This window comes from Pseudoalteromonas sp. 0303 (assembly GCF_013349995.1).
GTDB lineage: Bacteria > Pseudomonadota > Gammaproteobacteria > Enterobacterales > Alteromonadaceae > Pseudoalteromonas.
On the sequence record NZ_JABVXF010000013.1, the window covers coordinates 19065 to 34780 of the forward strand.

Genomic DNA, 15716 nt, shown 5'->3' on the forward strand with positions numbered 1-15716 from the left:
AGGCAGATGAACATGAATAAGAAAGAACTTGAAGCTTTCGCAAGGGAAGCCGCCAAAGGGATTAAAACCCCTGAGGACCTAAACGAATTTAGCCAGATGCTCAAGAAAATCACCGTTGAAGCGGCACTAAATGCAGAGATGGATGAGCATCTAGGTTATGAGAAGCACCATAAATCAACTTCTACAAACAGTCGCAACGGTAAAAGTACTAAACGAGTTAAAACTGAAGATGGTGAATTTGAACTCGATACTCCTCGTGACCGTGAAGGCTCCTTTGAGCCAAAGTTGGTCAAAAAGAACCAAACCCGCTTTACGTCCATGGACGATAAAATCCTCTGGCTTTACGCGCAGGGTATGAGTACTCGTGAAATCGTCAGTGCATTTGATGAATGGTATGGTGCTGAGATATCGCCTACGTTGGTGTCCCGTGTCACGAACGCGGTTATTGAGCAGGTAATTGAATGGCAATCTCGCCCTTTAGACGCTATTTACCCTATTGTTTACCTAGACTGTATCGTCGTTAAAGTTCGCCAAGATAAACGGGTTATCAACAAGTCCATTTTTCTTGCGTTGGGAATAAATACCGAAGGCCATAAAGAGTTGATGGGAATGTGGATTGCCGAGAATGAAGGTGCCAAATTCTGGTTAAATGTGCTGACCGAACTTCAACAGCGTGGTGTAGAAGACATCCTCATAGCGTGTGTTGATGGCCTAAAAGGCTTTCCTGATGCAATCAATACAGTCTTCCCTCAAACCAACATTCAACTGTGTATTGTGCATATGGTGCGAAATTCATTGAAGTATGTTTCATGGAAAGACTACAAGGCCGTTACAGCAGATCTCAAGCGCGTTTATCGTTCAGCTACAGAAGATGAAGCCTTACTTGAATTAGAGCGCTTCGGTGATGCCTGGGATAGCCAGTATCCTCAGATTACAAAATCATGGCGCAATCATTGGCAAAATCTAAATACGCTTTTTAATTATCCTGAGGATATTCGAAAGGCAATCTACACAACCAATGCGATAGAGTCACTTAACAGTGTGATTAGGAAAGCCATTAAGAAGCGAAAAATCTTCCCAAGTGATGGCTCAGCAAGAAAGATGGTTTACCTTGCGATTAAAGATGCCAGTAAAAAATGGACAATGCCCATTCAAAACTGGCGTCAGGCGATGAGTCGATTTATCATCGAATTCGAGGAACGCCTCGAAAGACATATTAACTAAGTGGCAGTTACACAGAATCTGTTACAGGGTCTAACTTTCCCCTTTCCCCTTTCCCCTTGAAACTAGCAACTCGTACCTCCTAACCTACAACTTCGTTACCCACCCGTATTCACCATGGCTTTGAAACTTGTAGCTTTGATTACCTGCATCAAATTGGCCTTGTAGGGTGTTTTCTGTGAGGGTCATCACGGCTTGATGGCCTGTTTTAGTTTGATCATTGACCTTGCCAAATACACTTCTATCACCATTGCTGGCTTCAATAATGTTACTGATTTCGACGGTGTAGCTAAGGTATTCGTCGATCACTAAAATAAAGTGATCGCCAGGTTGTAGGGTTTTAAGGGTGTCTAAATCAAATTCGCTGAATGCGGTGTTTGCTAATTGGTCAGGCAAACGGCCTTGTTTATATAGGTAATCGTGCGCATGATTAGATAGCTGATTAAGCGGCGCAGTTAAATTCACAATGGGTTGTGGGGCTATTTGGTCGGCTTCTGCTTTGTAAGAGGCAACAAACTGCTGTGTGCTGGGTTTTGTTTTAAAACCATCACTTTGAATATGCCACTCATTCAGTGCAAATGCTGTAAGTGGCAGAATGAAGATTAATGCAAGCGTCCTGTTCACATGTTTCTCTTACGGGTTTTTATGTTAACTCATTGTTAGTTTTTACCTCAAGTTAACAACTCGGTCAATAGTTAATCACTAAGTAGTGGTTTTTATTATCGTGTCGATAAAATTAATTTGTTTTACTCGGCTCTGAATGCTGAGCATAATCCGCGTTTTTTTGTCACCGAAACTCCAAGACTAGAGGTACCGACCATGCGCGGGTGGATCATTTATAAAGATAGCCAAGGCTTGTTAAAGCAAGAGACCTATGAAGTAGAACGTTTACTTGCTGCAGCCAAAGAAGAGGGCATAGATTTACAAGTTTACTCGCCAGATCAATTTGATTTAACTATTACCCGTGAAGACGGTAAAAGTATCTTAATTGATGGTCAATCTGTTGAACTACCAGACTTTGTTATTCCTCGCATGGGTGCAAGTACAACCTATTTTGCATTGGCGATTATTCGCCACCTTGAGCGTTTAGGCGTTTACTGTGTCAATAGCTCGCAATCAATCGAAACGGTAAAAGACAAGTTGTTTGCACAGCAAATTCTTGCTGAATGTAATTTACCAACGCCGAATACCATGTTGGTTAAGTTTCCGGTGAATATTGATTTGGTTGAAAAGCAAATTGGCTTTCCAGTGGTTATAAAAACGTTATCGGGCTCGCAGGGCAGTGGCGTATTCTTATCAAAATCAAAAGAAGAGTTTGATGACTTAATGCAGCTGATTGAGGCGGCAAACCCACAAGCAAACATCATTTTACAGCAGTTTGTTAAGTCGAGTCATGGTCGCGATTTGCGAGTACTTACTATCGGTGGCCGTGCTGTCGCATGTATGGAACGTAACTCACAGGGTAAAAACTTTAAAGCTAATGTCAGTGCTGGCGGTACCGGTAAGTCATTTCCTATCACGCCAGAAATCGAATGGCTTGCAACTCAAACTGCTAACGTGCTTAACCTTGATGTGGCTGGCATCGACTTATTGTTTGATGAGCAGCATTTTAAAATTTGTGAAGCAAACTCAAGCCCTGGCTTTGAAGGCTTAGAAGGGGCGTTGGGTATTGATGTAGCCAAAGAGATTTTGCACTTCATTCGCATTCGTTTAGGTATTTTTGATAAGCCAAAAGTTGTCGAAGAGCCTTGTTTAGAGGCCGTTTAAACTTTCAAAAGGCGTGTTTATAACACGCCTTTTTGTTTCATCTGTATAGTAAATAAATCTTAAAATACTACAAAAGTGTACAGTGCCATCTGGCAAATCATAGGATATGGTAGATTTTTAATTGCCAAGGAGTGTGTGTACATGAGTCAGCTCATCAGTCGAGCAACTGCGGGGTTAGTGGCTGTTATTATTGGCTTTACCAGTTCAATCGCGCTTATTTATCAGGTTGTTATGGTGTTAGGTGGCACACCTGATTTAGTTGCCAGCTGGGTGTTAATGCTGGGTCTTGCGATGGGCGTCAGCTCGATTGCGTTGTCTTATTACTACAAAGTGCCCATTCTTATCGCGTGGTCAACAACCGGAGCGGCACTCCTTATTTCAAGTGCCCAAGGTTATAGCTTAAACCAAGCTGTTGGCGCGTTTATGTTCTCGGCGGCGCTGGTGTTTTTATCTGGTATTACCGGCGTGTTCGAAAAAATGATGAACAAGATCCCTAGCCAACTGGCCTGTGCCATGCTTGCAGGCGTGTTGGTGAATTTTGGTATTGATGTGTTCAACTTTATGAATGAGCTACCTTTAGTCATTGGTTTAATGGTGGCTGTTTATTTATGTGGCAAGCGCTATTTCCCACGCTTTGCTATGCTTGCTGTGGTTGTGGCGGGATTTTTAATGGCAGGTGTAACAGGACAAATTGATACCTCTAGCTGGCAGTGGAAAATGAGCGAGTTTGCTTATATTGCGCCTGAGTTTGACTTGAACGCTATGATAAGTGTTGGGTTGCCGCTATTTATTGTGACCATGACGTCGCAAAACTTACCGGGTATTGCTGTTTTAAAAGCGCACCAATACAAAGCCCCTGTATCGGCAGCGCTAAATGTAACCGGACTATTAAATGTATTTATTGCACCATTTGGTGGTTATGTCATTAACCTGGCGGCTATAACGGCTGCCATTTGTATGAGCCCTGAGGCCGATAAAGACCCAAGCAAACGTTATTTGGCAAGCATTGCTGGTGGTGTTTTTTACATTATTATGGCGCTCCTTGCGGCAACCTTGGTCGGTTTGGTAGCAAGTTTGCCACAGGCATTAATTTTGGCATTGGCGGGTATTGCGCTATTTGCCACTATTGCTAGTAGTTTACAGCAAGCATTAACTGAGGCGTATTATACCGAAGCCGCTATCGTGACCTTTTTGGTCACAGCTTCAAACCTAACTTTGTTCTCGGTTGGTTCTGCGTTTTGGGGGATTGTTGCTGGCACGGTGACTTTGGTTATGACACGTAAAGATTAGTGACACGCTTCAATATTAAAAAAGGCCCTAGTTACTGTATATAATAACTAGGGCCTTTCGTTATTTAAGTAGTGGTTTTATCACTTCAAACATCGCATTGATATGGTCATCACGGGTATTCAATGCAGGTATATAACGGTATTTATCACCGCCTGCATGTTCAAAAATTTCGCGATTTTCACCTTCTATTTCTTCTAATGTCTCTAGACAATCGGCACTAAATGCAGGGCTGATGATTGCAATATCTTTAATGCCTTCAGCTGGGTAGCTTTCGAGTGTTGCGTCTGTGTAAGGCTTTAGCCATTCAGCTTTACCAAAACGGCTTTGGAATGTTGTTACAGCAAAGTCTTTCTCAAAGCCATGTTTCTCTGCCACTAAACGGGTAGTTTGCATACAAAAACAATAGTATGGGTCGCCGTTTTCTAAAAACTGCTTAGGTGTACCGTGGTACGAAAACACCAATTTTTGCGGTGTGCCGTGGGTAGTTAGATCTTCGCTAATGCTAGCAGCTAGGGCATCAATGTAAGTCGGGTTATCGTGATAGCCATTAATAAAGTGTAGCTCTGGCACCCAGCGCCACTTACGAAGAACATTCGATACAGCATCAAACGTTGAGCCAATAGTAGTGCTTGAATATTGCGGGTACATTGGTAGAACAATCACTCGAGTGATGCCTTTTTCGCGCAGCTCTTCAAGGCCCGCTTCAATTGAAGGGTTTCCGTAGCGCATGGCCATGACCACTTCAGTGTCGTGGTGTCCTTTGTCTTTTAAAAGGGCTGCCAATTTTTTGCTTTGCTCTCGGGTAATATGCGTGAGCGGTGAGCCGTTTTCAGTCCAGATGCTTTTATAAAGTGCTGCTGAGCGTTTTGGGCGTAAAGTAAGTACAAAGCAATAAAGTATGATCATCCAAATAAAACGTGGGATCTCGACAATTCGAGGGTCTGATAAAAACTCGTGTAAATAAGTTCTAAGTGCCGCGGTAGTAGGGGCGTCTGGGCTCCCTAAGTTAGTCAGTAAAATGCCCGTTTTTTTGTTGAATCGGCCGTCATGCGGCTTATCGGTAATGGCGGAAAATCGCGACACTGAGTGCTCCTATATGAAGTAATCGTAATATAAATCACATTGTAACGAAGTAAGCTGATTATGTGATCACTTTATTCGCTAATTTTTGATCATGATCCTGAAAGGATTCGGTTTTCTTGCTTCAAGTTGCTGCAGTTTTGCAATTGATTTTGCGCCAAATACATGTCCTTTAGGTAATAACAAGATACCGTCGTAGCTTCTTAGTGCATGTCCAAGTACCATGCCGTTTTTAAGATCTTGAGCCGAGATAATTTTCATGGTGCCGACTTTTTGATCGCTCGCACACTTAATCTCTATGTTGTTAAGGGCTTCTAGGATTTTAGGGTGATAATAAGTTCCACTATATAGCTGTAGTTGATCACGTGCTCTTTCAAAGTCACTTTCGTCTGCGCTCTTGAATTGTTCAAGTGCTAGCCAAAAATCTCTCGCTACCGCTAATATCATAGCTTTTAATGGAATTTCTTTTCCTTTTAGGCCTTTAGGTTGGCCTGTCCCATTGTAATGTTCGAATTGGTAATAAATCGCCTCAGAGACATCATGTAAATGGGTAGCAGGCATGAGCATTAACTGCGCGGTACTTGGATGGGTGTAAAAGATTTTTTTTTGGTTTTCGGTTAGTTCTCTTGTTGGCTTTTTATAAAGCTCAGGCTCCATGGCGAGCAAGCCAATTTGTGCAAGGTAACCTGCCATTTCAGCTCTTTCAATTCGCTGTTTTTCTAAGCCAAGGCTTTGAGCTAGTTGCTTACAAGTTGTGGCGATATTTTGCGCTTGGTTACCATCTAGGTAGGGGTTAGCGTTTATAAAGTTATATAAGATTTCGAAGGTGGTACGGTGCTCGTGATTTTTACGCTCGTTGACTTCTTCGAGTTGTTTGAGCACTTTTCGAATTTGTAACGTACGCTTTTCTACCATTTGCTCAAGGTTGTTGTTTAGCTCTTTTAACTGGCTGTTTTGCGCTTTTATTTTTTGCTCTAACTGCTTGTTTTGGCGCTTTAATGAGGTTTTTTCCATGCCATCACTAATATTGCGTAGCAGTAATTCGTTTTGCCATGGCTTTTGGATATAGGCATGGATTTTACCTTTATTAACGGCGGCAATGGTGTTGTCGATATCTGAGTAACCGGTTAGCAAAATCCGGTGTGGTTCTGGGTCAATATTAAGTGCTTGCGCAAAGAAGTCGGCGCCGTCCATGTTTGGCATACGCATGTCGCAAATGATCACATCAAAGCTATAAGTAGCCAAAACCTTTAGCCCTTCAAGTGGATCTGAGCAGGCTTTTGCAGTGATGTTATTCGCTGATAACAGGCGCAAAAGAGTCCTCAAGACGATTTCGTCGTCATCAATGCATAAAACCTGAATATGTTGTTTGCTAACTTGTTCTGCCATACAGTTTTACTATGAGTCATCGTTAATCAATAACATAGCTTTAAATCAAGCCTTGTGCTAGGTTTTAAAAGAGACAAACAGAGTTTGAGACGAATATGGATGACTTTAAGCAAGCCTATTTGTTAGAAAAAGCGGCCAGAGAAGAAGCTGAACAATTGCTCGCAGATAAAAGCCGTATCCTAGTGGCGTTAAACAGCGAGCTTGAACAAAAAATTGCTGACTTAGAGCATCATCAAGCTATGTTCATCCAAGCTGAAAAAATGGCCACGTTAGGCACACTTTGCGCTGGGGTTGCCCATGAAATAAATAACCCGCTTGCTTATAGTATCAGTAATGTAGATTGTTTAAAAACCTACTGTAATTACTTTAGCGAGTTACTTGCTGTATGTGATGAATTTGCCTGTAGTGATACCGATAAAGCTGCGTTTTGTAGGCAGTTAACAGAGCTTAATAAAGTGCACTCGTTTCGCTTTGTGGCTGATGATTTACCTGAACTAATAAGCGACACCTCACAAGGCTTACAAAGGATCAGTAAAATTGTGGCTAATTTACTGGATTTTTCGCGGCCTAAAAGTCACGACAAGCAATTTGCCGATATGACCGAGGCAGTAAAAAGCGCCGTTAAACTACTCGCCAATCAACTTCGTAATTGCCATTTACATACCCAATACAGCCCGATATCACAAAGTTGGTGTAACTTACCCGCCATAAGCCAAGTAATCGTTAATATCTTAATTAATGCCAAACAAGCTTGTGATAATTTAAGCGCAAAAGCTGAAATATCCCTTGCTGTGTATGAGCTTGAACAGCATATTTATATTGATGTTGAAGACAATGGCGCCGGTATGTCAGAAGAAACCATTGCGAAAATATACGATCCCTTTTACACCACTAAACCCGTTGGTGAAGGCACTGGCATGGGCATGACCATGGTCTATGCCATAGTGCATGAACATCAAGGGTGTATTGATATTCAAAGTACAGAAGGAATGGGTACACGTATCAGTTGTGTGTTTCCGGTACAAAGTCAGGTCAGGAAGACTGTAACTAGCTGACAGTATTTCAGTTGTTGCAAAAATTTGTGAATTCGCTAGGGTAGGAATACACCCTTACCAAACAACATGTAAAGGCTCAATATGCTTAACCAACAAAGTTCGGATGTATTTAAAAATTACCTCGCTAGTCAAAGCGAAACTAATCAAGTCAGCTTTGATCAAGTGATTGGCTATATGTCTGGTTTGTTAGCCTGCTCAGAGTTTTTTGGTGAGTCAGAGTTAGCAAATTATATTGCCGATAATGATGAAGCGGTATTCAACACCTTAATGACAGATTCAGAGCCGCGCGATGCAATGATTGAACTGCTCGACAACGTAACCGAAGCACAAGTTGAACAAAAGAAAACCTTAGCCGAATTATACCCAAATGAAGTTAACAGCGATGAACCAAGCCAAGCACTACAAGACTTTTGTAGCGGGTATATTGCAGCGTACATTGTGAACCAAGATATTTGGCACAGCGATTTACAATTTTTACTCAAGGCTGATTCGCAGCAAGAAAACGAAAGCGAAGATGGCCAGTTGTTTATTGATAATTTTGAAGCAACACTCGATTTACTTACTACTTTTGCAATGTGGGATCAGGCGCTGGCAAATCATCCTGAACCAGAAAAACTAGGCGAAGGGTTTGTCACCTTCTTTATTGCGCTAGACGAGAGCTTATCTGAGATTGCCACTATGGCGTTAATGCTTGAAGATGAAAAACTGGCGATGCTTGAGCAAGATCAGTAAACATTTCCCTCCTCAGTAGAGATAAGCTGATAGTTGCATTATTTTGCTTATTTCTACTGAAAAGTGAATAATTCCCGCCATTAGAATTCCATTAATAGTACAAATGGAAATATTTATACCTAAGTCGTACCTGATTTTTCTTTCATTTTGTGGATTTGTTGATAGGATGTTTTGCAAGAGTTAATTCGCAGGCTTGAGTTAGCTTTCAAAATCGTGATTTCTAAAATCAACAACACGTGCTTAGTGCTTTTCTTAATTTCTCCAAAAGGGGCGTCTTTTTGTTTTAAGGAAAGCCAGAATATCAACAGGATACACATGACAACACATTCTTTAAGTATGCTGGCCGTTGCGGTTAGTGTGGCTGTTTCTGCGACTTCAGTGCAGGCAGCAGAGCAAGCATCTGCTGTAAAAGCAGATAAAAACATCGAACAAATCTCTGTATTAGGCTCGCGAGTTGCCAATCGTACGGCTACCGAATCAACATCGCCGGTTGATTTGATTGATGCTGACGACTTAAACAAAGGTGGTTTCACTGAACTGGGGCAAAGTCTGCAAGCGACGGCTCCTTCATTTAACTTTTCTCGAACGCAAGTGTCAGATGGCTCTGACTTATTTAGACCTGCAACTCTTCGTGGTTTACAGCCAGACCAAACGTTAGTGCTTATCAATGGTAAACGCCGTCATAACCAATCTATTTTTGGTTTAAATGGTACTGTAGGTGCCGGTGCTGCGGGCACTGATATGAATGCGATTCCGCTTACTGCGTTAAAAGGCGTTGAAGTACTTCGTGATGGTGCTGCGGCGCAATATGGCTCAGATGCGATTGCCGGTGTTATCAACTTATCGTTAAACGATTCAACGGGTGTTACAACGGGCTATGTGCAAGCGGGTAGCACGGGGGAAGGCGATGGTGACACTATTTCAATGGGTTTAAACCGTGGCTTTGATTTAGGTGATGAAGGCGGCTTCATTAACTTTTCTTTAGAATACCGTGATGCTGATGGCACCAACCGAGCTGAGCGTGATACTGGAGGCTCAGTTGATGTACCAGCCGGTACGCTGTCTGACGAAGTTCGTTGGGGACAGGGTAATGCTGATAGCGAATTTACCTCTGTGTTTTATAACATGGCATTACCATTTGGTGAGACCGAGCTTTACTCATTTGGCGGATACTCAAACCGTACTGCGCTAGGTAATGGTTTTTACCGTAACTTTGACCAAGCAGCGAAGAACGTTGTGCAAGTATATGGCGATGGCTTTTTACCTCGTATCGATAACGAAGCCGAAGATATTTCGTTTTCTCTTGGTTTGCGCGGAGAGTTAAATCCAGATTGGAGCTATGACATCTCTGCCGTATATGGTGAAAATAGCTATGATTTCACTTCAAAAAATACTCTAAATGCGTCGTATGCTGCTGAATATGTAGCGAACAACCCAGATGCAAGCGATGCTGATATTGCTGCTAATGCAGGCCCTTCAGGCGGATACTCAGGTGGCTTTAGATTTGATCAAACAACCGTTAATGCAGACCTTAATGGTATTGTAGATATTGGTCGCAGCGAGCCATTATACGTATCTGTGGGTGCTGAATACCGTAAAGAAAATTATGAAATCGTGCCGGGCGAAGAAGCCTCTTATGCGTGTGGTTTAGCTAATTCAGATACCTCATTCCCTGCGGTAAACGACAGCAGCGTATTTGCTGAGTGTGGTTTCCAAGCTTATAACGGTTTACGCCCTGAAGCGTCAAACAAAGAGAGTCGCCACAGCTATGCATTTTATGTAAATGCCGAAACGCTGATCACGGACGCATGGCAAGTAAGCACAGCGCTTCGTTATGAAGACTTTTCTGATGCCGGTGATGACATCATTGGTAAGCTAGCAACTCGCTATGAAATTACCGATGACTTTGCCGTGCGTGGTGCGATTTCTTCTGGCTTTAGAGCACCATCACTGCAACAAAGTGCCTATACAGCTTACACCACCAACTTAGGTGCTGGTGGCGTGTTATTGCAATCATTCACAGCAACAGCCGGCTCTGATTTTCCGTCAGCACTTGGCGTAGATAGCCTTAGCCTTGAAAGCTCAGAAAACTTAAGTGCAGGTTTTGTTTACAACGTAACCAGCGATTTATCGCTAACCGTTGATTTTTACCATGTTGCTATTAAAGACAGAATTACCCTTGGCAGCTTAATGTCGGCGGACGATGTGGCATTTAGTGCCGAGGCTGTGGCTGCGCTTAATGCAACAGGAGCACAGCAAGCTAACTACTTCTCAAACTCAGTTGATTCAACCACCAAAGGGGTTGATATTATTGCTTCGTACCGTACTGATTTGTACGATGGTAATTTCTCAGCAACCTTTGCAGGTAACATTAACGAGACTGAAATTGATGATGTGAATGCACCGGAAGGGATTCCTGAGTCAATTGCCCTTGATGATTTACAACGTAGTTTCTTAACAGACGGTCAACCAGGTGAGCGTGCAACGTTAACATTTGAATACGATCGCGGCGATTTCAACAGCATGCTACGCTTTAATTATTATGGTGAAACAGACGTTAAATACTTTGGTAATGACCACATTGGTTTGCCTGATCAATTATCACCTACAGGTGAGTTTAAAGACACAAGCACTGTTGAGTCAGCAGTGTTAGTTGATGTTAACCTTGGTTATCAGTTAACTGACGAACTCATGCTATCGGCGGGTATTGATAATATCTTTGATGTAACCCCAGACGAGCTAGGCGAAGATGAAGCGCTTGATTTTATCACGAATAAAGCATTCAAATACCCTGTTCGTGCACTACCTTACGGTTTTGATGGCATGACCTATTATGCAAAATTAAGTTTTAGTTTTTAATTCCTAAGTTGATATGAAACTTAAATAGCGCCTAACGGCGCTATTTTTTTGCTTAATTGTAGTATCCGACATTTGTCGCTATAATCAATGACAACTGTCTTGTTTGGCGAGGTGAAAAATGAATGCTGTTGAAACTGATTATTTAGGTGTGGTGACGGATGGTCGAGTGACTATCAATTCAAATACACTGGATGAAATAAGTGTTGCGACACAAGGCGTGACAGTCAGTGCGATTAAATCACTCGCTAAAGAGCTTAATTGGGATGCTAATAGCTTAGCAGCTTCAATTGGTACCACCATGCGTACACTCGAAAGATATAGTAAAGACCGAAAGCGGTTGAATGCCAAGTTGAGTGAAAATGCGTTAGAGGTGGCACGTATTTCGTCACAAGGGATTGCTTATTTTGGTGATGTTAAACGCTGGAACGAATGGCTGAGCACCCCTAATATTCAATTTGCTAATCAAGAGCCAAAGTCGGTGATCCACACGATCCGCGGTCGTGAGCTTATAAAACGCGTGATACTAGGGCTTGAGTACGGGTTCACCGCTTAATGATTTGCTATCGAATAGCACCCAAAATACATAATGATCTAGCTAATGCGTTATCTGGGCTGGGTGGTTTGTATGCACAGGGGCGGTGGCATTTTGTTGGTAAACCTATTGTGTATACGGCGAGCTCACGCTCTTTAGCAATGCTTGAGCGATTAGTGAATGACACAACGGATATTTTAAGTACAAACCTAAGTATTACAACGATTCAAATCCCTGATGATCTTAAGATTATTAGGCTAGTAGCTAGCGAACTCCCAAAAGCATGGGATGACCATCCCTATATTACAGAGACTCAAGCGTTTGGTTCTGATTGGCTAGCATCGATGGCTGCAGCCGTACTTCAAGTTCCTTCAAGCTTATGCCCCGATGAATACAATTATTTAATCAACCCATTGCACACAGACATAAGCAAAATTAAATGCATTGATAGCAAAGACTTTTTCTATCCAAATCGATTGGCTGTAAAGCTTTGAGTTAGTTTGTGAGGGGAAAGTTGCAAGGGGAAAGTTGCAAGGGGAAAGTTAGAGAGTTTCGAGGTGCGAGATACGAGACAAAAGACACTAGATGCGAGTTTGTAGCGATTTTATATCGCGTTTATTCTCGTAATAGGGTATCCACCTTCATTTAAATACTCCAAAATCTGTCTAGTAGAATGCTTCCAAATAACAAAATCCAACCTGCAACTATAATTGTGTAGTAGACAGTTGAATTAATTATTGGCTCTACAGTGAAGTGTGATGAAAATATGTTTTTTAGCGGTTTAAAGAATAGCTTTGGATTCAAACTACATGTTAAAAGCAAAAGTGAAATTGCTAAGCAACTAATGAACTCAATCCAGTCTAGAGTTTGTGATTTAAGAAAATATATACCGAGATTTAAATTAAAAATTGCTGCCAATCCGAACAAAATGGTTAACAGCTTCTCCTTTTTATTAAGCGTTTCCATACTGTAATACTCCTTATTACATTATTTAATACCTTTATATTTCAAGTAAGTTACAAGAAATGAGTTTGTAGCTGCGATTTAAATCTCGCACCTTATAATTCGTATTTCTCACTAATGTCGCGGCATACAGCTGCTGCTACGTAGGCGTTAGCTTGTATGGCGCGCGAAACAAGTTTCACGCCTACGTCTAATTGTTTTACATTTGTGTGGTGTTTGAGAGTTCATGGCTGAAGCCAATCCTACAAACGACATCAAATTTGTAGCAGCGATTTCATATCGCGTTTTATCTTATTTAATGCGAAGCCTCTTTGAGAGTTTTTGTTTTCTCTGTGTATCGCGAAGCGCCTCTGTGTTGTCTGTGGTTCAAATTATTTTCACAAAGAGAAGTTAATGAGAAGAAAAAGAGGAAGTGAAAACACCTCCTCCATAATTGTAATATTTTTACTATTTCGAACCATTAACCACTCGCTCGCATATCTCGCGCATTTGTTGCTTTATTTCGGGTTCTTTTTCATCGAATAATTTGGTGATACGTTCGATATAGGCATGGTTTTCTTCGAATGGCACGCCGATTTCGTAGACATCGGCAGCTTCTCGTAGCATTTCTTTATCAAACTCACTGAAAATATCGACCATCTCTTGGGCTTTTTCTCGCTCGATACCAAGTGCCTCAAAGGCTGAACGGCCCATGCGCATGGTGCTGTCGTAAGTTTCGCGAATAATATCTCGACATCCGTAAGCCCATAAATCGTATACATGATGGCGGTCTACAGCGCGGGCAACCACATGTAAATGCGGATAATTTTGCATCGCATAACGAACTAATTTAGTGATTTGTTCGGCATCATCAAGCGCAACAACCAGCAGTTTTGCATCTTCAATGCCTGCAGCACTGAGTAAGTCTGGTCGAGTGGCATCACCAAAAAAGTTACGAATACCAACACGCTCAAGGGCCTCAAGTTGTTTGTAGTTGTAATCAATCACGGTGGTTTTATAGCCGCCAGCTTGTAAAATACGGTCAACAAGTCCACCCATTCTGCCTGAGCCTGCGATGAGCACATGGCTATCATCAGGGAACTCTTCTGTTTCTTTTCCTGCTTGCTCACAAATAAAGCGCGGTGCTATCACACGTTGATAGAGAATAAATAACCCCGGCGAAAGCAGCATTGATAAGGTCACAACCAGTAATAGCTGGTCGGCAACGGCTGCGGCTAAAACATTATTAGACACACTGTAAGCAAGTAGTACAAAACCAAACTCACCAGCTTGTGCAAGCCCCAGTGCTAGTAGCCAGAGTGAGGCGCCTCTAAGGCCAAAAATGCGGCCTAAAATTAACAGCACAACTGTTTTAGTTACGATCAATGCGCCGGTTAATAGCACGATGGTAGCAAGGTTATCTGCTAGTAATTGAAAATTGATACTCGCGCCAACGGTGATAAAGAATAATCCTAGTAATAGTCCTTTGAAGGGATCGATATTACTTTCAAGCTCATGTTTATAAGGTGAATTTGCAAGCACAACACCCGCTAAAAAGGTACCAAGCGCGGGTGATAAGCCAACTAATGACATCATCAAAGCGATACCAATCACGAAGAATAAAGCAGTTGCGGTGAAGAGCTCACGAAGCCGTGCTTGTGCGACAAATCTAAAAATGGGGGCGGTTAAGTAGTTACCGCCAAAAACGACGAGCGCAATCATACCTAAAGTAACCAGCGCTGCTTGCCAGCTCTCAAGGTTTGCTACCAAACTCAAACCACCATGACCTTCTTCGCTTGCATGGGCTGTATCTGCAATGGCGGGTGCTAATTCAGGTAAAGCAAGTAAGGGAATAAACGCAAGCATAGGAATAACGGCTATGTCTTGAGTGAGTAGTACGCTAAATGAGGCTTGGCCGCCATCTGATTTTAATAGCCCGCGCTCTGAAAGCGTTTGCAGCACAATCGCGGTCGATGAAAGCGATAATATTAAGCCTATTGTAAGTGCTGTTTGCCAAGCATGACCAAATGCTAAACCAATTCCAGTAAAAGCGGCTGCTGATAAAACCACCTGGCCGCCACCTAGGCCAATAAGCTGTTTTCGCATTGACCAAAGCGCTTTGGGTTCAAGCTCTAAACCAACAATAAACAGCATCATTACCACACCAAACTCAGCAAAATGCTGGATGGCAATCACATCCACATTTAAAAATGTCAATGTTGGCCCAATAACAATACCTGCGAGTAAGTAGCCAAGCACTGAGCCAAGCCCAAACTTGCTGGCAATAGGCACGGCAATAATGCCTGCAATAAGGAAAATATAGGCGATTAAGAGAAAGTCAGTCATCGTAATCCTGTTTGTTTTTAATTAACTATGGTTGTTTTCGCTAGTTTTGCCAGCAGTTAGGTAGTGAATGCAATCAAAATACGGATTTAGTCAGTAAAATGACAACAAGGCATGGTGTTTAGTCAAAGCGAGTAAGACAAAATAAGGGGTAAAAAATCATCGTTTTTTTCTTAAAAATCGCTTGCGTAGCGCTTATGTAGGTATATACTCGCAACACGTTTAATAGGAGCAAAAAATGAGCAAAAAGAAACAACGCACACAAGGCCAAGTTGATACTGGTCGCGGTGTCATTAACGATAATGTGTACGCTGCAATGGTTACATCTAAGCTGTTCACCGCAAAAGTAGAGAAACCTAAAAAAGGTAAAGGTGCATATCAACGTAAGGCTAAACATGCAGGACGAGAGTCCTATTTAATCGCTGCTTAATTAAGTTGTGATCAAATAGGATTTTTGTGAAAAGCAAACACTGAGTGTTTGCTTTTTTTATGACTAAAATTCGTGT

The 15716-nt window shown here is 42.0% G+C and carries 13 protein-coding genes; 9 read left to right on the top strand and 4 right to left on the bottom strand.

Going from position 1 to position 15716, the window contains the following annotated elements:
- Positions 1–12: 12 nt before the first annotated feature.
- The gene (locus tag HUS62_RS10450) at positions 13–1224 is read left to right on the top strand and encodes an IS256 family transposase (protein ID WP_175079460.1); all 1212 of its coding nucleotides are present in this window, start codon (positions 13–15) and stop codon (positions 1222–1224) included.
- A gap of 84 nt (positions 1225–1308) precedes the next feature.
- On the opposite strand, the gene HUS62_RS10455 is transcribed toward HUS62_RS10450, so the two are convergent.
- Complete coding sequence (locus tag HUS62_RS10455) at positions 1309–1845, bottom strand: hypothetical protein (protein WP_058584454.1); 537 nt, start codon at positions 1843–1845, stop codon at positions 1309–1311.
- Between the two features lie 195 nt (positions 1846–2040).
- Here HUS62_RS10455 and HUS62_RS10460 point away from each other — a divergent pair, with 195 nt between their 5' ends.
- Positions 2041–2988 (top strand): RimK family alpha-L-glutamate ligase, encoded by a 948-nt coding sequence (locus tag HUS62_RS10460; RefSeq protein WP_062564751.1) that lies wholly within the window; start codon positions 2041–2043, stop codon positions 2986–2988.
- A gap of 141 nt (positions 2989–3129) precedes the next feature.
- Complete coding sequence (locus tag HUS62_RS10465) at positions 3130–4278, top strand: benzoate/H(+) symporter BenE family transporter (protein WP_175079461.1); 1149 nt, start codon at positions 3130–3132, stop codon at positions 4276–4278.
- Between the two features lie 60 nt (positions 4279–4338).
- Here HUS62_RS10465 and hemH read toward each other — a convergent pair whose 3' ends face one another.
- Positions 4339–5361 (bottom strand): ferrochelatase, encoded by a 1023-nt coding sequence (hemH, locus tag HUS62_RS10470; RefSeq protein WP_175079462.1) that lies wholly within the window; start codon positions 5359–5361, stop codon positions 4339–4341.
- Positions 5362–5439: 78 nt separating this feature from the next.
- Positions 5440–6747, bottom strand: coding sequence for an HD domain-containing phosphohydrolase (locus HUS62_RS10475; RefSeq protein WP_175079463.1), 1308 nt, complete (start codon positions 6745–6747; stop codon positions 5440–5442).
- 95 nt (positions 6748–6842) lie between these two features.
- On the opposite strand from HUS62_RS10475, the gene HUS62_RS10480 reads away from it, so the two are divergent.
- The 5 genes from HUS62_RS10480 (at position 6843) to HUS62_RS10500 (ending at position 12419) form a co-directional block, all read left to right on the top strand.
- Positions 6843–7802, top strand: coding sequence for a sensor histidine kinase (locus HUS62_RS10480; protein WP_175079464.1), 960 nt, complete (start codon positions 6843–6845; stop codon positions 7800–7802).
- An 81-nt stretch (positions 7803–7883) separates the two neighbouring features.
- On the top strand, positions 7884–8534 hold the full coding sequence (locus tag HUS62_RS10485; protein WP_175079465.1) for a UPF0149 family protein: 651 nt from the start codon (positions 7884–7886) through the stop codon (positions 8532–8534).
- A gap of 315 nt (positions 8535–8849) precedes the next feature.
- Positions 8850–11393 carry a TonB-dependent siderophore receptor gene (locus HUS62_RS10490; RefSeq protein WP_175079466.1) on the top strand — a complete coding sequence of 848 codons (2544 nt, stop codon included), beginning with the start codon at positions 8850–8852 and terminating at the stop codon, positions 11391–11393.
- A gap of 118 nt (positions 11394–11511) precedes the next feature.
- A complete protein-coding gene (locus HUS62_RS10495) occupies positions 11512–11946 on the top strand; it encodes an antitoxin Xre/MbcA/ParS toxin-binding domain-containing protein (RefSeq protein ID WP_119853251.1) in 435 nt (144 codons plus the stop codon).
- The gene (locus HUS62_RS10500) at positions 11946–12419 is read left to right on the top strand and encodes an RES family NAD+ phosphorylase (RefSeq protein ID WP_175079467.1); all 474 of its coding nucleotides are present in this window, start codon (positions 11946–11948) and stop codon (positions 12417–12419) included. Before HUS62_RS10495 ends, HUS62_RS10500 begins: the two co-directional genes overlap by 1 nt.
- A 916-nt stretch (positions 12420–13335) precedes the next feature.
- Here the strand turns inward: HUS62_RS10500 and HUS62_RS10505 are convergent.
- Positions 13336–15213: a monovalent cation:proton antiporter-2 (CPA2) family protein gene (locus tag HUS62_RS10505; protein WP_175079468.1), complete on the bottom strand. Its 1878-nt coding sequence runs from the start codon at positions 15211–15213 to the stop codon at positions 13336–13338.
- Between the two features lie 235 nt (positions 15214–15448).
- On the opposite strand from HUS62_RS10505, the gene arfA reads away from it, so the two are divergent.
- Positions 15449–15640, top strand: coding sequence for an alternative ribosome rescue factor ArfA (gene arfA, locus HUS62_RS10510; protein ID WP_054563243.1), 192 nt, complete (start codon positions 15449–15451; stop codon positions 15638–15640).
- Positions 15641–15716: the final 76 nt, after the last annotated feature.

What these genes read in the sequence shown, in the direction of transcription:
- HUS62_RS10450 (WP_175079460.1), top strand. Translation starts at nt 13, where the DNA reads ATGAATAAGAAAGAACTTGAAGCTTTCGCAAGGGAAGCCGCCAAAGGG.
- HUS62_RS10460 (WP_062564751.1), top strand. Translation starts at nt 2,041, where the DNA reads ATGCGCGGGTGGATCATTTATAAAGATAGCCAAGGCTTGTTAAAGCAA.
- HUS62_RS10465 (WP_175079461.1), top strand. Translation starts at nt 3,130, where the DNA reads ATGAGTCAGCTCATCAGTCGAGCAACTGCGGGGTTAGTGGCTGTTATT.
- HUS62_RS10475 (WP_175079463.1), bottom strand. Translation starts at nt 6,747, where the DNA reads ATGGCAGAACAAGTTAGCAAACAACATATTCAGGTTTTATGCATTGAT.
- HUS62_RS10480 (WP_175079464.1), top strand. Translation starts at nt 6,843, where the DNA reads ATGGATGACTTTAAGCAAGCCTATTTGTTAGAAAAAGCGGCCAGAGAA.
- HUS62_RS10485 (WP_175079465.1), top strand. Translation starts at nt 7,884, where the DNA reads ATGCTTAACCAACAAAGTTCGGATGTATTTAAAAATTACCTCGCTAGT.
- HUS62_RS10490 (WP_175079466.1), top strand. Translation starts at nt 8,850, where the DNA reads ATGACAACACATTCTTTAAGTATGCTGGCCGTTGCGGTTAGTGTGGCT.
- HUS62_RS10495 (WP_119853251.1), top strand. Translation starts at nt 11,512, where the DNA reads ATGAATGCTGTTGAAACTGATTATTTAGGTGTGGTGACGGATGGTCGA.
- HUS62_RS10500 (WP_175079467.1), top strand. Translation starts at nt 11,946, where the DNA reads ATGATTTGCTATCGAATAGCACCCAAAATACATAATGATCTAGCTAAT.
- HUS62_RS10505 (WP_175079468.1), bottom strand. Translation starts at nt 15,213, where the DNA reads ATGACTGACTTTCTCTTAATCGCCTATATTTTCCTTATTGCAGGCATT.
- arfA (WP_054563243.1), top strand. Translation starts at nt 15,449, where the DNA reads ATGAGCAAAAAGAAACAACGCACACAAGGCCAAGTTGATACTGGTCGC.